This is a genomic window from Actinokineospora auranticolor (assembly GCF_002934265.1).
Taxonomy (GTDB): domain Bacteria; phylum Actinomycetota; class Actinomycetes; order Mycobacteriales; family Pseudonocardiaceae; genus Actinokineospora; species Actinokineospora auranticolor.
In genome coordinates this window covers 180,326-198,652 of record NZ_PTIX01000006.1, presented here as the reverse complement: position 1 = coordinate 198,652, position 18,327 = coordinate 180,326, and the positions used below count along the sequence as shown (strand labels likewise).

Sequence of the window (18,327 nt, the reverse complement as noted above, 5' to 3'; positions counted from 1 at the left end):
GGTCAGCGCAGCGGGGCGAGGAGGTGCTCGACCACCGGTAGCAGTTCGGCCGCCGTCGGGGGTTCGTCGTCGATCAGGCCTTGCATGAGGACTCCGTCGACGGCGGCGAGGAAAGCGCGGAAGCCGACCTCGTCCGGTTGCCGTCCCAGGCTTGTCAGCACGTCCAGCCACAGCCGCGCCGCCGAGCGCAGCGCGGGTTTGCGCGCGGCCAGCAGGTAGAGCTCGTACTGCGCCATCGTCCGCCCCCGCCGCGACCCGAGGGCTTCCGCGAGGACTTCCGCCACCGCTCCCGCCGGGCTCAGGCCCTTGATCCGGGTCGACTCGATCAGGTCGCGGACCTCCACCGCCAGTTCCGCCGCCGACTCGACCAGGGTCGCCTCCAGCAGGTCGTCCAGGGCCGCGTAGTGGTAGGTGATCGACGCGGGCGGGATCCCGGCCTCCGTCGCCACCACCCGGTGCGACACCCCCGCCACACCCTCCCGCTCGATCACCCGCAGCGTGGCTTCGGTGATCTGCCGCCGCCGTTGGTCGCCGCGGAGGCGGCGGCCGTCCACCTTCCGGTAGGACCTCATATCCGGCCTGGGGTGGTGATCGCTAGCAAGATGGGCACGTGCACGGCGCAAAAGTACCTGAACGAACGTCCAGATATTTCCCGACGTGTGCGTCACACTTGGCCGACTTAGGCTTCACCAAGACGGTTACTGGCCAGTAAGAAGGCGTAGGGTCGCGGAGCCCGTTGCCGAACCGACGGAAGGTCGCCACCACATGGGTGTCGTGCAGTGGACGCTGGGGCTGGTCGCGGTCGCGGTCAGCCTCGTGGCGTGGAGCATGTTCGTGCGCACCGTCGCGCGGATGGTGTCGATCATCCGGCTCGGCCAGCCCGACGCGACCCGCAACGGGCCGTTCGGGCCGCGCATGCGGACCCTCATCAAGGAGTTCGCCGCGCACACGCGGATGAACAAGTTCCGGCACGTCGGCCCGTGGCACTGGCTGGTGATGTGGGGCTTCCTCGTCGGCTCGGCCGCGCTGTTCGAGGCCTACGGCGAGGTCTTCGTCCCGTCCTGGGGCTGGCCGGTCCTCGACCACTGGAACCTCTGGCACCTGCTCATGGAGCTGCTCGGCCTGGGCACCCTCGTCGGCGGCGTCGTCCTGGTCATCATCCGCCAGCGCAACCACCCCCGGCGCGCCGACCGGCTCTCGCGGTTCGCGGGCTCGAACTTCTGGCAGGCGTACTTCGTCGAGGCCGTCGTCATCCTCGAGGGCATCGGCATCCTCGGTGTCCGCGCGGGCAAGGCCGCGCTCCCCGGCGTCGGGGAGGTCCCCACCTGGGCCGCGTTCGTCACCAACCCGATCAGCGAGCTGCTGCCCGGGAGCCCGGACCTGGTGTCGGCGCTGGCGTTCATCAAGCTCATGGGCGCGATGGTGTGGGTGGCCGTGGTCGCCCGGTACATGACCATGGGTGTGGCCTGGCACCGGTTCAGCGCCTTCTTCAACATCTACTTCAAGCGCGAGGCGGACGGCGGCGTCGCGCTCGGCGCGGTCAAGCCGATGACCTCCGGCGGCCAGGTCCTCGACTTCGAGGAGGCCGACCCGGAGAAGGACGTCTTCGGCGCGGGCAAGGTCGAGGACTTCTCCTGGAAGGGCTGGCTCGACTTCAGCACCTGCACCGAGTGCGGCCGCTGCCAGTCGCAGTGCCCGGCCTGGAACACCGGCAAGCCGCTGTCGCCGAAGCTGGTCATCACCCAGCTCCGCGACCACGCGTACGCCAAGGCGCCCTACCTGCTCGCGGGTGGCAAGAAGGACATGGCGGGCGACGAGGTCGGCCTGACCGGCGACAACCCGTACGCGGGCATCGACGTGCTCGCCATCGCCGAGGCCGAGCGGCTGCTGGTCGGCGACGACGGCGGTGTCATCGACCCCGAGGTGCTCTGGTCCTGCACCACCTGCGGCGCCTGCGTCGAGCAGTGCCCGGTGGACATCGAGCACGTCGACCACATCGTGGACATGCGCCGCTACCAGGTGCTGATCGAGTCGAACTTCCCGTCCGAGCTGGGCGGCATGTTCAAGAACCTGGAGAACAAGGGCAACCCCTGGGGGCAGAACGCCAAGGACCGCCTGGCCTGGACCCAGGACCTCGACTTCGAGGTGCCCGTCTTCGACGGCGAGCTCGCCGACGACACCGAGTACCTGTTCTGGGTCGGCTGCGCGGGGGCCTTCGAGGACCGCGCGAAGAAGACGACCCGGGCGGTCGCCGAGCTGCTGCACACCGCCGAGGTGAAGTACGCGGTGCTCGGCTCCGAGGAGACCTGCACCGGCGACCCGGCGCGGCGCGCGGGCAACGAGTTCCTGTTCCAGATGCTGGCCCAGCAGAACGTCGAGGTCATCAACGCGGTCTTCGAGGACCGCGAACCGGGCCGCCGCAAGATCGTCGTGACCTGCGCGCACTGCTTCAACACCCTGGCCAACGAGTACCCTCAGCTCGGCGGCGAGTACGAGGTCGTGCACCACACGCAGCTGCTCAACAAGCTGGTCCGCGAGCGGCGGCTGGTGCCGGTCGCCCCCGTCGCCGAGGACGTCACCTACCACGACCCGTGCTACCTGGGCAGGCACAACCAGGTCTACGAGGCGCCGCGCGAACTCGTCGGCGCCTCGGGCGCGAAGCTGCGCGAGATGCCCCGGCACGCCGACCGCTCGATGTGCTGCGGCGCGGGCGGCGCGCGGATGTGGATGGAGGAGCGCGTCGGCAAGCGGATCAACATCGACCGCGTGGACGAGGCGCTCGGCACCGCGCCGTCGAAGATCGCGACCGGCTGCCCGTTCTGCCGCGTGATGCTGACCGACGGCGTCACCGCCCGGCAGTCCGACGGCCTCGCGGCCGAGCACGTCGAGGTCGTGGACGTCGCCCAGCTCCTGCTCCAGGCCGTGCGCCGGGGCCAAGAGCCGATGGACACCCCGACCGACGTGACCGACCCGGGTACCCCGCTGCCGGAGGCGGACAAGTCCTCCTGACCTGCGAACCCCCGATGGCCCCCGACCTGCTCAGGTCGGGGGCCATTCTCATTCATTGGGAAAGTGGTTCCGCTATTCGGGAAACGTTAGCTATGTTAACTACATGCGACGCTGGGTCATCCTGGGAATCGCGGTCGCCGCCCAAGCGGCCGTGTCGAGCCTGGTCTACGGGCTCCCCTTCCTGCTGCCGGTCCTGCGCGGGGCGCTGGGCCTGTCCCTGACCGAGGCGGGCACGCTCGCCGCCGCCCCCGTGCTGGGCGTGCTCATCGCGCTCATCGCCTGGGGCGCCGCGGCGGACCGGTTCGGCGAGCGCGTGGTGATGACCGTCGGCATGCTCGGCACCGGTCTCGCGGGCCTGGCCGCCGCGGCCGTGTCCGGTCCGGTGGCGATGGGGGTGCTGCTGGTCGTCGCGGGCAGCTTCTCGGCATCGATCAGCGCGGCCAGCGGGCGCGCGGTCCTGGGTTGGTTCGCCCCGACCGAGCGCGGCCTGGCCATGGGGATCCGGCAGACCTGCACCCCGATCGGCGTCGGCATCGCCGCGCTGACCCTGCCGCCCGCCGCGGCGTCGTGGGGCTACCAGTGGGCCCTGGTGATCCCCGCCGGGCTGAGCCTGGTCGTCGGGGTGGTCGTGGCGGCTGGCCTGGTCGACCCGCCGCGGCAGCCGCCCAAGCACGTCGAGGAGACCCGGTCGCCGTACCGGGGTGCGCGGCTGTGGCGGGTGCACGTGGCGAGCGCGCTGCTGGTCGGCCCGCAGTTCGTGGCGAGCACGTACGCGCTGACCTACCTGGTGTCCGAACTGGACTGGAGCCCGGTGACCGCGGGCGTGGTGCTGGCCGTGGTGCAGTTCGTCGGCGCGGCGGGCCGGATCGGCGCGGGGGTGTGGTCGGACCGGGTCGCGAGCAGGCTCCGGCCGATGCGCTGGATCGCCCTGGGTGCCGGGGTGTCGCTGCTGGTCTGGGGCGTCGGCGGGGCCGTCAGCCCGTGGCTCGCGGTGGTCGCGATCGTCGCGGTGTCGGTGTTCTCGGTCAGCGACAACGGGTTGGGCTTCACCGCGACGGCCGAGCTGGCCGGTCCGTTCTGGGCGGGGCGCGCGCTGGGCGTCCAGAACACCGGCCAGAACGCGTTGGCCATGGCGGTCGCGCCGCTGTTCGCGATGCTCGTGACCGCGGTGGACTGGCCGTGGGCGTTGACCATCGGCGCGCTCTTACCGCTCGCGGCGACCCTGGTGATCCCGGTGCGCGGCGAGGTCTTCGGTCAGCGCTTGGTGTCGACGCGGTGAAAGTTCAGGTAGGCGCGTGAGGGCGTGGGGCCGCGCTGCCCCTGGTAGCGCGAGCCCGCTTCCTTGGAACCGTACGGGAACTCGGCGGAGGAGGAGAGCCGGAACAGGCACAGCTGGCCGATCTTCATCCCCGGCCACAGCGTGATCGGCAGGTTGGCGACGTTGGACAGCTCGAGGGTGATGTGCCCGGTGAACCCCGGGTCGATGAACCCGGCCGTCGAGTGGGTCAGCAGCCCCAACCGCCCCAGCGACGACTTGCCCTCCAGCCGACCCGCGAGGTCGTCGGGCAGCGTGACGTTCTCGAACGTCGACCCGAGCACGAACTCCCCCGGGTGCAGCACGAACGGCTCGTCGTCGGCCGCCTCGACCAGGCTCGTCAGGTCGTCCTGCTGCTGCCGGGGGTCGATGTGCGTGTACCGCGTGTTGTTGAACACCCGGAAGAACCGGTCCAACCGCACATCGATGCTGGAGGGCTGCACCATGGCCGCGTCGAAGGGCTCCACCCCCAGCCGCCCGGCGTCCAGCTCCACCCGCAGGTCACGATCGCTCAGCAACACGCGCCCACCCTAACCGGACCCCCGCTGGGTGACGCGTCCGGCCGATACCTGTAAGCTACGGCTGCGAAGAGCGATCTTCGCGATCGGGTGACCGGTCAAGCGGATGTAGTTCAATGGTAGAACATCAGCTTCCCAAGCTGAATACGCGGGTTCGATTCCCGTCATCCGCTCAACTAGGGCTACCCATGTCTGCGGAATGCGCAGACCGGGTAGTTTCGCCATTTCATTCGGGGGCCGAGCCCCCGGACCCCACGGTGCGATTGGGCTTGACCCAGCGTGGTGTCGTGGAGTGTGGTCGCTGTTTGTGTTAGGGCGTGGCGCGTTGTGTTAGGGCGTGGCGTGGTTGGGTTGGTGCTGCGGGCGTTGTGATTGTTCGGTGGTGGTGCTGGTGAACAATGCTTCACCAATGGGCCGGTGCCGGGTTGCGGTGCCAGCCCATTGGCTTTACGCGACGCGCGGGAGACGATAGCGGATAGGGTGCGGAGTTGTTTTGTCCGTGTCGATATCCTGCGGATTGTTCGCGCTGTGTCTTTTAGTGCACTCGGGCGCTGATCTGGTGCTCGATGGCGGGGATGCCGAACTCGCGGACGGCGGTGAGCACCTCGTCCGACAGGGAGGCGAAGGGTTTGCCCGCCTCGATCTTCCACCACAGGTCGCCGATCGGGACGCCGCCGCCGACGAGCATCAGGTTGCCGATGCGCTCCTGCCAGCCGTAGCCGCGGTGGCCCGCGGCCAGCGCGTAGGGGCGGATGCGTAGTTGTGACGCCCACTCGTCGGTGGGGGTGACGCTCAACGACAGGGTGAAGCGGGTGGAGTACGCGCTGGAGCGGGTCGACTGGAGGATCGACACCTGCCCCACGTGCGCGTCGCGCACCACCTTGAAGGTGCGGCCGGTGCCCGCCAGGCCGAGCGCCCGCAACCCGGGGGCCAAGCCGGTCTCGACCATGAGCCGGAACCACTCGTCCGCATTGCGCACCGCGCCCGCTTCCACGTAGCCCCCCACTCTCAGCATTCGACTGGTCACTCCGGCGTACCCACGACCCTATCCGCCGGGGCGGCCCGTTCCTACCCGTTGCCCGATCTGCCTGCTGGTTCGTGACCTCTCAGGCACTTCTCAGCCGACCGACCGACACACTGCGCAACCGAGGAGCGATATATGTAACACAGATCACAGCAGTACCCATCACCTGTGTGAGTGAGGTTTCGGTCCAGGTGGCCGGAAACCTCGATTCCGCACGTCACAACCACCACAACGTGGCCGGGCGGACTCGCGGACGGGTGAAAACGGCGGGAGGAACCCAACGCATGCCGCCCAGCACGGCACACCGAGGCGCGACCGGCAGCCCGTGGGAGAACGGTGGGCCGACCGTCGCACTCGTCGACGGCATCCCGCTGTTCCGCGAGGGTTTGGCCGCACTCGTCCTGCGCACCCCCGGGCTGCGCTGGCTCGGCGCGACCGACACCCCGCAGGGCGCGGTCGGCTTCGCCGAGCGGTACCGCCCGGACGTCGTGCTCCTCGACTCCGGCCTCGACCCGCGCAACCACCTGAGCAGCACGCTCACCGCGGCCAACCCCGACGCCGTCGTGCTCGTGCTGGTCCGGGAGGCGCACCGGACCACGCAGTACGTCGCCACCGCGATGGCCTCCGGCGTGCACGGGGTCGTCCCGCGCACGGTCGAGCCGCCGCAGCTGGTCGACGCCATCCAGGCGGTGTTCACCAGCCGCCGCTACATGGACCCGGCGCTGGCCAGGACGGTCGCCGCGCCGCGCGGGCGGCTCATCCGGGGCGTCGACACCGACCTCCAGCAGCTCTCCCGGCGCGAGTTCCAGGTCCTCCAGCTCATCGCGGACGGCCTGGAGAACCAGGCCATCGCGAAGATCCTGTACGTGTCGGTGGAGACCGTGCGCACCCACGTGAAGAGCATCCTGCGCAAGCTGGCCGCCCGGGACCGCACGCACGCGGTCGCGGTGGCGTTCAAGGCGGGCGTGCTCCTCGCGCCGCTGCTGCCCGAGGGGACCCGCACCGGGACGTGACCCGGGTGAGTGATCCCGACCAATCGCCTTGCCGTCCCTACCCGTCGGTAATACACTTTTGTTACCGATGAGTAGCAGCACTCCTGCTCGCGGGTGGAGAACCCGCACCCGGCGTGAGGACACGGAGCGACGAGATGGGCCACTACAAGAGCAACGTGCGCGACCTTGAGTTCAACCTCTTCGAGGTGTTCAAGGTCCAGGACCGGCTGGGCAAGGGCGTGCTCGCGGAGTCCGACGAGGAGACCGCGCGCGGTGTGCTCGCCGAGCTGAACAAGCTGGCCTCGGGCCCGCTCGCGGAGTCGTTCGCCGACGCCGACCGCAACCCGCCGGTGTACGACCCGAAGACCTTCAGCGCGACCCTGCCCGAGTCGTTCAAGAAGTCCTACAAGGCGCTGTGGGACGGCGAGTGGTGGCGCCTCGGCCTCACCGACGACCTGGGCGGCTTCGGCCTCCCGCCGACGGTGCAGTGGTCGGCCGCCGAACTGATCCTGGGGGCCAACCCGGCGCTGTTCATGTACCTGGCGGGGCCCAACTTCGCGATGATCGCGCACAAGAACGGCACCGAGGAGCAGCAGCGCTGGGCGCAGTTCATCATCGACCGCGGCTGGGGCGCCACCATGGTGCTGACCGAGCCGGACGCGGGCTCCGACGTCGGCGCGGGCCGCGCCAAGGCGGTCAAGCAGGACGACGGCTCGTGGCACATCGAGGGCGTGAAGCGGTTCATCACCTCGGGCGACCAGGACCTGACCGAGAACATCATGCACCTGGTGCTGGCCCGGCCCGAGGGTCACGGGCCGGGCACCAAGGGGCTGAGCCTGTTCCTGGTGCCCAAGTTCCACTTCGACACCGAGACCGGTGAGCTGGGCGAGCGCAACGGCGCGTTCGTGACCAACGTCGAGCACAAGATGGGCCTGAAGGTCTCGACCACCTGCGAACTGACCTTCGGCCAGCACGGCACCCCGGCCAAGGGCTGGCTGCTCGGCGAGGTGCACAACGGCATCGCGCAGATGTTCCAGGTCATCGAGTACGCCCGGATGATGGTCGGCACCAAGGCCATCGCGACCCTGTCCACCGGCTACCTCAACGCGCTGGCCTACGCCAAGGAGCGCGTCCAGGGCGCCGACCTGCCGAACATGGTGGACAAGTCCGCGCCCCGCGTGACCATCACCCACCACCCGGACGTGCGCCGCAGCCTCATGCTGCAGAAGGCCTACGCCGAGGGCCTGCGCGCGGTGTACCTGTACGCGGCCACCTTCCAGGACCAGATCTGGACCGGCGAGGGCGGCGCGGACGCGGTCAAGCTGGCCGGTCAGGTCAACGACCTGCTGCTCCCGGTGGTCAAGGGCGTCGGTTCCGAGCGCGCGACCGAGCAGCTGGTCCAGTCGCTGCAGACCCTGGGCGGGTCCGGCTTCCTGCAGGACTACCCGCTGGAGCAGTACATCCGCGACGCCAAGATCGACTCCCTGTACGAGGGCACGACCGCGATCCAGTCGCTGGACTTCTTCTTCCGCAAGATCGTCCGCGACCGGGGCCAGGGTCTGGCGCACGTGGCGGGCGAGATCCAGGCGTTCATCCAGGCCGAGGGCGGCAACGGCAGGCTCAAGCGCGAGCGGGAACTGCTCAAGCAGGGCCTTGAGGACGTCCAGGCCATGCTCGGCGCGCTGGTCGGCTACCTGACCGCGGCGCAGGAGGACCCGCGCAGCATCTACAAGGTGGGCCAGCACAGCGTCCGGCTGCTGATGGCCACCGGCGACCTGCTGGTCGGCTGGCTGCTCCAGCGCCAGGCGGAGATCGCGCTGGCCAAGCTGGACGCGGGCGCGGCGGGCAAGGACAAGGCGTTCTACGAGGGCAAGGTCGCCGTGGCGTCCTTCTTCGCCAAGAACGTGCTGCCCGACCTGTCGGCCGCGCGCAAGATCGTCGAAGCCGCCGACAACGACCTCATGGACCTGGACGAAGCCGCTTTCTGAGCCACCCGACCGAAGGGGCCCGCCACGACCCGTGGCGGGCCTCCTTGGGTTTCGGGGCCGATCGGAGGAGCCTTGTCAGGCATGACCGATCGGGATTTCCAGCCCTATCGCCGCGTCAGCCCGAGTCGACTCCGGGACCGGGCGCGATCCGTCTGGGCGGCGGACGACCCGGACCGCCCACCGGTGGTCAGTGACCTGGTGGTCGCGGAGGAGGTGCCGCCGCCGAGGGTGGCGGAGGCGCTCGGCCTCGACGCGGACGCCCTCGCCCTGGTCCGCCGCCGCGTCTACCTGGTCGAGGAGCGGCCGATCCAGCTCGCGTGGACGTACTACCCGGCCGAGCTGGTGCGGGAGAGCGCGATCGCCGAACCGGAGACCGGGCCCGGCGGCGCGTACGCCCGGCTGGCCGAACTCGGGTCCGCGCCGGTGCGGTTCCGCGAGGAACTCCGCTCGCGGATGCCGAGCCACGAGGAGCGCGAGGTGCTGCGGCTGGGGCAGGCGGTCCCGGTCATCCACGTGACCCGGACCGCCTACCAGGCCGACGACGCGGCTGTCGAGGTCAACGAGATGGTGCTGGACGCGGCGGCGTACGTCCTGGAGTACCACTTCTAGGTGCGGTGGGCGCGGGCCGCGGCGAAGCAGTAGATGCCGAAGGCGGCGAAGCCGAGGGCGACGGCGATGAGGAGCGCGGTGCCGAAGGGCTGCTCGGCGAGGGTGCGCAGGGCCGAGTCGAGCCCACCCGCCTCGCCCGCGTCGGAGTCGATGGCCGCGGCGCCGAGGAGCACGCCGATGATGCCGATGCCGACGCCCTTGGCGGCGTAACCGACCATGCCCAGCCGCTCGACCCACCGGCGGGAGCCGTTGGGCAGCTCGGAGGGGTCGAGGTCGTGCATGAACGACTTGCGGACACCGGACACGATGCTGGCCACCCCGGCGCCGATGACCACGAGGGCGCCGAAGCCGACGAGCAGCCGACCCGCGGGCAGCTCCATCAGCTGACCGGTCATCTCCTTCTGCTTCTGGTCACCGCTCTGGCTCCCGCTGCCGGTGGCGATGCGGATGGCAGCGATCGCCAGCGAGATGCCCACGACACCGCGCACGCCCGCGCCGATCTTCTTGAAGATCCGCTTGTGCTGCTTGTCCACCCACTGGAAGCTGAACCCCGCCATCAGCAGCTGCCACACACCGAAGGCCAGCAACCCGACCGCCAGCACCCACAGCACAACGGCGCCGAACGACGTCCCCGCGATCTCCTGCAGGGCACCGGTCTGGTCAGCCTCCTGGCCACCCCCGCCCACCGCGACCTGGACGGCGAGGTAGGCGACGATCACGTAGACCGCCCCGAAGCACCCCATCCCGACCCGCCCGAGCACCTTGACGGTCCCATGATCCCGAGCCCGTCGCCCAGCGTCAGTGGCGGTGGCCATCAGCCCTCCTCCAGTTGTCACCCACTAGAGGCGAGATGTCACCGGACGTCCGTTCTCAAACCCGAGCCCCCTTCGCCTCGACGCCGCCGAGACGAGTCCGACAACGGCGACGCTCGTGATCGGTGGCGAGCGGTATCCGGCGCTCACCACCGCCCAGGGCGGATTCGTCGGGGCTACGGGGACCTGCTCGTGCTGGCCGTCGTACCGGCGGAAGCCGCTGTCGACCTCCGACTCGGAACCATCCGCGCATGGGAAAAGGGCCACGGTGTCCGTGGCCCTTTTCCCAGGGGATCAGCCTGCCGGGGGCGGGGGTGGTGCCGGGGCGCAGACGATCTTCGGCTGCGGGTTGTACTTGACCGTCCGGGTGTCGCGGCGGACCTCGTGGCCGGTCGCGACGTCCTTGAGGACGCGGGTGTCCGAGGTGGTGAAGCCCGGGGCACCGTTGCTCGGCGTGCACTTGCCCGTGGTCGGGCCCGGCTTCTCCTGCGGCGGCGTCTCCGCCGTGCGGCTGCCGGGGATGGACTCGACGGTGTAGTGCTTGGTGCCCCAGATCTTCACCGTGATCGAGGACGAGGTCCAGATCGTCTGGATGGCCACGCCGGTCTGCGAGTCGTTGGTGAACTTCAGGTCGATGACGCTGCTGCCGTCGTGGTTCTGGAACACCGTGGCCTCGCGAGCCGGTGGGTACCGCGAGATGTAGTAGCTGTGCTCCTTGTGCCCGGCGTCCTTCAGACCCGAGAAGTACGACGCGTTGTAGAGGGTGGTGGCGAACTGCGAGATGCCGCCGCCCACCTCGCGGCCGGGGGCGCCGTCCTTGATCACGCCCGCCTCGACGTAGCCCTGCGCCGCGGTGCGCGGGCCGGTGAACCCGTTGAGGCTGAACGTCTCGCCCGGCTTGACGATGGCGCCGTTGACCTTGGCCGCGACCTGGCGGATGTTGACGCCGGAGTCCACGGCGAAGCCCTTGGTGGAGAACTCGCCGACGACCTCCTTGATGCCGAGCTGGTTGGCCTGCTCGGTGGTCACCTTGGCCGGGGTCTTGGTGTACTCGACCTTGATCTCGCGGCCGTCGGCCTTCTTCAGCACCTCGAGCATCGGGGCGAACGCGGTGTCGTACTTGATGCCCGTGCCGTCCACGGACGGGGTCACCGCGGGCGCGCCGCCCTCGAAGACGACCTGCGCGTCCTTGCCCTCCTTCTCGGTCGACGCCAGCTGCGGGCGGACCGCCTCGGTGAGCTTGTTGTTGTCGACCTTCGGGGTGAGCCCGCCGCCGTCGGCGGGTTCGAAGCTGAGCGCGCCCGCGATCACCGCGGGATCGATCTTCGCGTCCTTGCCCTCGCCCTTGACCGTCACCGGCGCGGACACCGCGACCTTGGCGAACTGGTCGAGCGCGGCGTGCACGCCCTCGGTGGTGGTCTTGACCGGGACCGTGCTCACCGGCAGGTCGAGCGGCTCGCCGATCACCCAGCCGTCGAGGATCGCCTGGCGGGCGCCCGGCGCGTCGAGCTCCTGGCCGAGCACCGGCTCGACGGCGACCGGGGTGATGCCCTCGAACCTGATGCCGCCCTCGGCCGGGGTGCGCACGGCCTTGCCCTTGAGCCCGTCGACGGCGGCGTCGAGGGCCGCGTTGTCGGTGGTGGTGACCACGCCGACCTCGCGGGTCCCCCCGAAGAGCGAGGTCAACCGGGTGAAGGGGTTGAGCGGCTGGTCGCCCGCCTGGTCCAGGGTGGCGGCCCAGTCCAGCTTCAGCCCGGACGTCGTGGGGTCCAGCTTCTCCTCGACCGCGCCCATCTTGAGCGCGATCGGCTGGGTCAGCCGCGGTTCGATCTTCTCGCGCAGCGCCCTCTCGGCCTCGTCGTGGGACAGCCCGCCGACCTCGACGCCCGCGACGGTCGTGCCGCGGGGCACCTCACCGCTGCTGAGCGCGAGGTCGACGCCGTAGAGCAGGGCCAGTCCGCCGAGGACCGAGCCCGCGATGATCGCGGGCTTGCGCAGGCTCTTCTGCTTCGCTTCCGGTGCGGGCTCCGGCGGTGTGCCGAACCCCAGCCCGGTGGTGTTGATCTTCTCGGTCGGGCTGTCCAGCATCCCGGTGAACGCCGCGCGCGGCAGCAGGTCGGTCTGCTCGGCGTGCGACTCCGGCCATCTGGCGCCGCCAGGCCAGTTCTGGTCGTCCGGCACGGCTCACCTTCCCCTCAGAGGTACAACCCGGTCCCGTGTTCGGTGCTGCGCTCGGTGGCGACGGCGTGCACGTCCCGCTCGCGCATCACCAGGTAGGCCTGCCCGTGGACCTCGACCTCGAGCTGGTCCTCGGGGTTGAACAGCACGCGGTCGCCGACCCGCACCGTCCGCGCGCTGGTACCCACACCGTGCACGTCGCCCCAGGCGAGCCGCTTGGCGACCTGGGCGGTGGCCGGAATGACGATGCCGCCGGTGCTGCGCCGCTCGCCCTCCTCGGGGGTGAGCCGCACGAGGACCCGGTCGTGCAGCATCTGGATCTCGAGCTTGGGTTCCGGCACCGCAGAATCGTAACCGCCGGAATCAGGCCCCCTCGTCCAGACCGCCCATCACCAGGGGTAGCCGTCGCACCCCGTCCGAGGTCACCCGAACGGGGACGCCCCAGTCCTGTCGGGTCAGGTGGCAGGCGCCGTGCTCGGTGCCGTCGTCGTCGCAGCTCGCGGCCTGTGCGACAACCCCCAGCACGCCCTCGGACACCCCTTCGGCGATGACGATCCGGCGGGTCAGCTCGGTGCCCACGCCCGCGCCTTCGACCAGCAGCCCCGGCGGGGACGAGGTGACCTCGAGGCGGGTCGACGGACCCCACCGCTCGTCCAGCTTCTGGCCGGGCGGGGGCGTGAAGACGACCGTCAGCTCGAGAGCCCCCGGCGCGATGTCGGTCGACGGCCTGCGCACCTGGTGCGCGGCCCCGTCGACCAGGTGCGCGGCGGCGACCGGGCGGCTGAGCCGGTGCGCGGCGGACTCGACGACGACCAGGTCCCCGTCGAGCAGGACCGCCCCGGACGGCTCGGCCAGCCCGGTGGCCAGCGTGGTGACCTCGCCGGTCGCCGGGTCGTAGCGGCGGATGGCCCCGTTGTAGGTGTCGGCGACGACCACCGAGTGGTCGGCGAGCACGGTGACACCGAGCGGGTGCTGGAGGAGTGCCTGGTCGGCGGCCCCGTCGCGGTGGCCGAAGTCGAAGAGCCCGGTGCCGATGGCGGTGTGCACGGTCCGGTCGGTGTCGATCCAGCGCAGGGCGGAGGTCTCGGAGTCGACCAGCCACAGCCGGTCCCCGTCGACGGCGAGCCCGGAGGTCTGGGCGAAGAAGGCGTCCGCGGCGGGGCCGTCCTTGAGCCCCTCGACGGTCGTCCCCGCGAACCGGGAGACGGTCTTGGTGCGTGGGTCGAACAACCCGATCGTGTGATTTCCGGCCATGGCAATGACCACTCCACCAGCAGGTTCCCACCAGACGACATCCCACGGACTGGTGAGATCGATTTCGTCGGCAGGCCCGTCGGTAGGCCCATTTCGCCACTGAAGACCGGTGCCCGCGATGGTCGTGACGTCACCGTTGTCGGTGTTGATGCCCCGGAGTAGGTGGTTGACCGTATCGGCCACTACGAGGTGATACCCGACCTCTTGCGCCACTTCGTCCGGAAGGACCGCAACCCCCGAGGGCTCGGAGAACGTAGCCGCCTTACCGTCCTGCCGACCACGCTCACCGGTCCCGTAGGAGGTAATAACGGTCTCACCATCCAACTCCACAACCCGATGGTGAGCGGCGTCGGCAACCAAGAGCGTCCCCACCGCGGTAACCGTCGCCTTGGACGGAAACTTCAACTCCGTAGCCTCCGCCACCGGCGGCACATAGGGCCCGTCCCCCCGGTGCAACGTCCCCTTGGCCTCGTGCTCGGCCACCACCTCGCCGATGACCCTGCGCAGAGCCTCCGCATGCCCCTCACCGGCCGCGATGTGCACCACGTAGCCCTCGGGATCAACAACCACCAACGTGGGCCAAGCCTTGACGGCGTACGCCTGCCACGTAGTCAGGTCAGGGTCGTCGAGCACGGGGTGGTGCACGTCGTACCGCTCGACCGCCGCCCTGAGCGCCACGGGATCCGCCTCATGCACGAACTTCGGCGAGTGCACCCCGACGGTGACCAGCACGTCGGAGAACTCCTCCTCGACCGGCCGGAGCTCGTCGAGGACGTGCAGGCAGTTGATGCAACAAAAGGTCCAGAAGTCCAGGAGGAGGACCTTGCCGCGGAAGTCACCGAGGTGCAGGTCCTTGCCCCCGGTGTTGAGCCACCCCCGCCCCACCAACTCGGGGGCACGGGACAGACGACGGGGTTGTGCTGTGGTCACCTCCGGATCCAACACCAGCTCAGGGCGACGTGTTCCGATGCCCACCACCCGTCACATTTCCGTTCGTTTTGTTCGTTTCGCGGTACGCTGGCAGCATGACGGCTATCGCGGGTGAGCGGACCGTGCTTCCTCCGGCGAGCCCGGAGGTCCTGTCTCCATGGGTGCGGGCGTTGACGCAGTCGAGCGGCAGGACCGCCACGCTCACCGCGCCAGACGGCACCGCGCTGGAGTTCCCCGCTGAAATCTTCGACATCCTCCGCGACGTCGTCGTCGCCATGTCGCAGGGACTGGCGATCACCGTAGCGCCGCAGCACACGGTGCTGACCACGAGCGAGGCCGCGCACCTGCTGGGCGTCTCACGCCCAACGCTGGTGCGCCTGCTCGAAGCCGGGGACATCCCCTTCGAGCAGCCGAACCGACACCGCAGGGTGCGCTTGGCGGACGTGCTCGCCTACCAGGAACGCGCTCGGCGAGCACGTGCCTCCGGGCTGGATGGCATGGTCCGCAGCGGCGAAGACGGTGGTCTGTACGACCTGCCTTCAGACGCACCGTTCGAGCGAACCCCACTGGATGACGACACCCACGAGTGAGACTTGTACCCCGCCTTTCTCGACACTTGCGTCCTCCTCAAGCCCTACGTGTGTGACACGCTGCTGACCATCGCCGAATCCGGCCTGTTCCGCCCACTGTGGTCCAGGGGCGTCTTGGACGAGCTGGCCAGGAACCTCATCAAGCGGGGCTTGTCCGACACGCAGGTGAGTCACCGGATCGAGCAGATGACCCGCCATTTCCCGGACGCGAACGTCGCCGGCTACGAGCACCTCGTCGTTGCGATGGAGAACCACCCCAAGGACCGCCACATCCTCGCGGCGGCTGTCCGTGGCGCGGCGGCCTCGCTGGTGACCGAGAACCTGAAGGAATTCCCCAGAACGTGCTGGACCGCTACGGCATCACGGCTGTGCACCAAGACGAGTTCCTCCAAGATCAACTCGATCCTCGCCCCGCGACTGGTGTCAGCCGCTCTTCAGCGACAGGTATCCAGACACCGCAAGCACCCGCGTTCCGTCGACGAGCTACTCGACATCCTCGGCAACGAAGGCAACGGCTGCCCCGGGTTCGCAGCTGAAGCGCGGCGTGTGAGCACCGTTCGCGCGTGGAGAAGTTGACCTACTGGCAGCAGAAGGTCCAGAAGTCGAGCAGCAGGACCTTGCCCCGGAAGTCGGCGAGGTGCAGGACCTTGCCGCCCGTGTTGAGCCACCCTCGTCCCACGAGTTCGGCGCGCCGCCTCCGTGTGAGCCGTTCTGTCTGTGGTGTTTGCCCACGACGTGTGAGCTGCGAGCCGTGCCCTGGGGGACGGTTGCGCTGGGGTCAAGGCCCCGGCTTCTTCGTCGTTGTCCACCTGATCAGGGGCCCAGCCGCGGCTAAGATCAACAACTGGTTCCGGCGTCTTGCCTGCCGCAAGGGGCGGGGAACCTGACCTCCTGTCCGTGCGGAGTGGGATCGCTGACGCGATCGCCTACGCCGAAGGGCGAGTTCTGGAAGACGATCTCATGAACAAGTACCGGTTGTACGACAACTCCGGGCAGGACAGGGTCCGGATGCTTGAGTACACGGTCAACGCAACGAGTGCGTGGCACGCGGAGGCTGGGGTTCGTCGGCTGTCGCCGGGCAACGAAGTCGATATCGCCCTGGTGCGTCCGGATGGCGTGTTGCACGTTGTCGAACTGACGAGGGCCAACGTGCAGACGGTCAAGCTGTCCCGGGACAACCCCGTGCCCTCGGCGGAGGTGCACGACGCGGTGGCGCAGGTGGCCAACTACCTGCGGGACTTCGATGAGCAACGGCAGTTGATCCAGGAGAAGTTCGGGCTCGATGCCCGTCGGGCGAGCGCGACCGTGGTGGTGGGGCAGCCCGACTTCGACACGGCGTTCACCGAGCAGCAGGTCAACGAGGCCCTGCGGACCTACGTGAGCCACCTCAGCCGGATCGACGTCATGACCTACAAGCAGCTGATCGACAGTGCGCGCAGGTCGCTGGGGAGTGCGTGAAAAGGCCCGCTGCCGAACGGCGAGCGGGCCTTGTGCGGGGCTGGGGTCAGCCGCGCTTTTGGGGGCGCCAGACGACCAGCGCGGTCTGTTGGCGGACCGGGACCAGGTCGTGCCGGTAGGACTTGTGGATCGCCGCCGCGGCCTGTTCCGCTGCCACGTACGCCGCCGCCAGTTCCTCCGTCAGTTCCGCCACTCGGACGCGCAGCGCGTCGACCTCGTTCTCCAATTCGATGATGCGCTTGATGCCTGCCAGGTTGACGCCCGCTTCCTGCGACAGCCGCTGCACCTCCCGCAGCAGGGCGATGTCGCGCACCGAATACCGCCGGCCGCCGCCCGGGGTTCGGCCGGGGGAGACCAGGCCTTGGCGGTCGTAGCTGCGGAGGGTTTGGGCGTGGAGACCGGAGAGTTGGGCGGCCACCGAGATGACGAAGACGGGTGTGTCTTCGTCCGTGCCGGGGGGGAACGGGTTCACGATTGCCTCGCCTTCTGCACCAGTGCGGTCAGTTCAGGCCTCGGGTCGTGGGTGGCGGTGGCCGTGGCGTAGGCCTCCAGGGCGTCCTTGGCCCCCTGGTCGAGGTTGCCGGGCACCGCCACCTGGACGGTGACCAGCAGGTGACCCACCTGGCCGTCCCGCCGGGCGACGCCCTTGTTGCGGACGCGGAAGACGCGGCCGGAGGACGTGCCGGGGGGGACCTGGAGCGAGACCGTGCCGTCCAGGGTGGGCACCGTCAGGGTGGTGCCCAGGGTCAGTTCCGGGAAGGTGACCGGCACCTTCAGCGTCAGGTCGTTGCCGTCGCGCCCGAAGACGGGGTGCGGGGTGACGTGCACGCGCACGTACAGGTCGCCCGCGCCCGCGGCGCCCGAGCCGGGTTCGCCCTGGCCCGCGAGGCGGATGCGCTGGTCGTCCTGCACCCCGGCCGGGATGCGGACGGTCAGCGTCCGGGTCTTCGTGTTGACGCCCTCGCCCGCGCAGTCGGGGCAGGGGTCGTCGATGATGCGGCCCGTGCCGCGGCAGTCGCGGCAGGGCTCGCTGAACGCGAACGCGCCCTGGCTGCGGCTGACCAGGCCGACGCCGCCGCAGGTGGCGCAGGTGCGCGGGGTGCTGCCCGGGCGGGCGCCCGAGCCGTGGCAGGTGTCGCAAGTGGACGGACTGGACAGCCGCAGCGGGACGGTGGCGCCCTTGACCGCCTCGACGAAGTCGATGCGGACCTCGGTCTCCACGTCCGCGCCGCGACGAGCCCGGCCGCCACCGCCACCACCACTACCGCCGCCGCGGGCGCGGTTGAACAGGTTGCCGAACAGGTCGCCCAGTCCGCCGCCCCCACCGCCGCCGAAGCCGCCCTGCTGGTTGAAAACGTCGTTGAACTCGAAGCCGCCACCGCCGCCGAAGCCGCCCGGGCGGAAGCCGCCGGAGCCGAACATCGAGCGGGCCTCGTCGTACTGCTTGCGCTTCTCCGGGTCGCCGACCACGCCGTAGGCCTCGGAGACCGACTTGAACCGGGCCTCGGCGTCGGCGTTGCCCGGGTTCGCGTCGGGGTGCAGCTCGCGGGCCAGCTTGCGGTACGACTTCTTGATCTCGGCGTCCGAGGCGTCGGAGGAGACGCCCAGCTCGCGATAGAAGTCCTTGTCGATCCAGTCCCTGGCACTCAC

General features: G+C 69.7%; 17 protein-coding genes and 1 tRNA gene. 9 read left to right on the top strand and 9 right to left on the bottom strand.

Features of this window, described 5'->3' with window-relative positions; all coding sequences use genetic code 11:
* Positions 1–2 precede the first annotated feature (2 nt).
* Positions 3–572: a TetR/AcrR family transcriptional regulator gene (locus CLV40_RS13650; protein WP_104479246.1), complete on the bottom strand. Its 570-nt coding sequence runs from the start codon at positions 570–572 to the stop codon at positions 3–5.
* Between the two features lie 193 nt (positions 573–765).
* Here CLV40_RS13650 and CLV40_RS13645 point away from each other — a divergent pair, with 193 nt between their 5' ends.
* Together CLV40_RS13645 and CLV40_RS13640 are read left to right on the top strand one after the other, a co-directional pair.
* The gene (locus tag CLV40_RS13645; protein ID WP_104479245.1) at positions 766–3,009 is read left to right on the top strand and encodes a (Fe-S)-binding protein; all 2,244 of its coding nucleotides are present in this window, start codon (positions 766–768) and stop codon (positions 3,007–3,009) included.
* 103 nt (positions 3,010–3,112) lie between these two features.
* Complete coding sequence (locus tag CLV40_RS13640) at positions 3,113–4,288, top strand: MFS transporter (RefSeq protein WP_104479244.1); 1,176 nt, start codon at positions 3,113–3,115, stop codon at positions 4,286–4,288.
* On the opposite strand, the gene dcd is transcribed toward CLV40_RS13640, so the two are convergent.
* On the bottom strand, positions 4,264–4,845 hold the full coding sequence (dcd, locus tag CLV40_RS13635) for a dCTP deaminase (RefSeq protein WP_104479243.1): 582 nt from the start codon (positions 4,843–4,845) through the stop codon (positions 4,264–4,266). The genes CLV40_RS13640 and dcd overlap by 25 nt on opposite strands.
* Before the next feature lie 99 nt (positions 4,846–4,944).
* On the opposite strand from dcd, the gene CLV40_RS13630 reads away from it, so the two are divergent.
* Positions 4,945–5,015: transfer RNA gene (locus CLV40_RS13630), tRNA-Gly, on the top strand.
* 362 nt (positions 5,016–5,377) lie between these two features.
* Here CLV40_RS13630 and CLV40_RS13625 read toward each other — a convergent pair.
* On the bottom strand, positions 5,378–5,857 hold the full coding sequence (locus tag CLV40_RS13625; protein ID WP_104479242.1) for a DUF4304 domain-containing protein: 480 nt from the start codon (positions 5,855–5,857) through the stop codon (positions 5,378–5,380).
* Between the two features lie 293 nt (positions 5,858–6,150).
* Between CLV40_RS13625 and CLV40_RS13620 the strand changes: the two genes are divergently transcribed.
* The 3 genes from CLV40_RS13620 to CLV40_RS13610 all read left to right on the top strand — a co-directional run bounded on the left by CLV40_RS13620 (position 6,151) and on the right by CLV40_RS13610 (position 9,455).
* Positions 6,151–6,879 (top strand): LuxR C-terminal-related transcriptional regulator, encoded by a 729-nt coding sequence (locus tag CLV40_RS13620; RefSeq protein WP_104479241.1) that lies wholly within the window; start codon positions 6,151–6,153, stop codon positions 6,877–6,879.
* Between the two features lie 134 nt (positions 6,880–7,013).
* Positions 7,014–8,846, top strand: a complete 1,833-nt coding sequence (locus CLV40_RS13615; RefSeq protein WP_104479240.1) for an acyl-CoA dehydrogenase — start codon at positions 7,014–7,016, stop codon at positions 8,844–8,846.
* An 81-nt stretch (positions 8,847–8,927) separates the two neighbouring features.
* Complete coding sequence (locus tag CLV40_RS13610) at positions 8,928–9,455, top strand: UTRA domain-containing protein (protein WP_104479239.1); 528 nt, start codon at positions 8,928–8,930, stop codon at positions 9,453–9,455.
* Here the strand turns inward: CLV40_RS13610 and CLV40_RS13605 are convergent.
* The 4 genes from CLV40_RS13605 to CLV40_RS13590 all read right to left on the bottom strand — a co-directional run bounded on the left by CLV40_RS13605 (position 9,452) and on the right by CLV40_RS13590 (position 14,629).
* Positions 9,452–10,270, bottom strand: a complete 819-nt coding sequence (locus CLV40_RS13605) for a DUF1206 domain-containing protein (protein WP_104479238.1) — start codon at positions 10,268–10,270, stop codon at positions 9,452–9,454. The two genes, CLV40_RS13610 and CLV40_RS13605, sit on opposite strands and share 4 nt — an antisense overlap.
* A 291-nt stretch (positions 10,271–10,561) precedes the next feature.
* The gene (locus CLV40_RS13600; RefSeq protein WP_374065132.1) at positions 10,562–12,448 is read right to left on the bottom strand and encodes a VanW family protein; all 1,887 of its coding nucleotides are present in this window, start codon (positions 12,446–12,448) and stop codon (positions 10,562–10,564) included.
* A 14-nt stretch (positions 12,449–12,462) separates the two neighbouring features.
* Positions 12,463–12,759 (bottom strand): GroES family chaperonin, encoded by a 297-nt coding sequence (locus tag CLV40_RS13595; RefSeq protein ID WP_104479443.1) that lies wholly within the window; start codon positions 12,757–12,759, stop codon positions 12,463–12,465.
* Between the two features lie 49 nt (positions 12,760–12,808).
* On the bottom strand, positions 12,809–14,629 hold the full coding sequence (locus tag CLV40_RS13590; protein WP_104479442.1) for an NHL domain-containing thioredoxin family protein: 1,821 nt from the start codon (positions 14,627–14,629) through the stop codon (positions 12,809–12,811).
* Between the two features lie 95 nt (positions 14,630–14,724).
* Between CLV40_RS13590 and CLV40_RS13585 the strand changes: the two genes are divergently transcribed.
* The 3 genes from CLV40_RS13585 (at position 14,725) to CLV40_RS13575 (ending at position 16,677) form a co-directional block, all read left to right on the top strand.
* Entirely contained in the window at positions 14,725–15,219 is a 495-nt protein-coding gene (locus CLV40_RS13585; protein WP_181043485.1) for a helix-turn-helix domain-containing protein, read from the top strand.
* Positions 15,220–15,222: 3 nt separating this feature from the next.
* The gene (locus tag CLV40_RS13580) at positions 15,223–15,795 is read left to right on the top strand and encodes a VapC50 family PIN domain-containing toxin (RefSeq protein ID WP_219823975.1); all 573 of its coding nucleotides are present in this window, start codon (positions 15,223–15,225) and stop codon (positions 15,793–15,795) included.
* A 321-nt stretch (positions 15,796–16,116) separates the two neighbouring features.
* A complete protein-coding gene (locus tag CLV40_RS13575) occupies positions 16,117–16,677 on the top strand; it encodes a Shedu anti-phage system protein SduA domain-containing protein (protein ID WP_104479237.1) in 561 nt (186 codons plus the stop codon).
* 46 nt (positions 16,678–16,723) lie between these two features.
* Here CLV40_RS13575 and CLV40_RS13570 read toward each other — a convergent pair whose 3' ends face one another.
* Positions 16,724–17,149, bottom strand: coding sequence for a heat shock protein transcriptional repressor HspR (locus tag CLV40_RS13570; protein WP_104479236.1), 426 nt, complete (start codon positions 17,147–17,149; stop codon positions 16,724–16,726).
* The gene (dnaJ, locus tag CLV40_RS13565; RefSeq protein ID WP_104479235.1) at positions 17,146–18,327 is read right to left on the bottom strand and encodes a molecular chaperone DnaJ; all 1,182 of its coding nucleotides are present in this window, start codon (positions 18,325–18,327) and stop codon (positions 17,146–17,148) included. Before dnaJ ends, CLV40_RS13570 begins: the two co-directional genes overlap by 4 nt.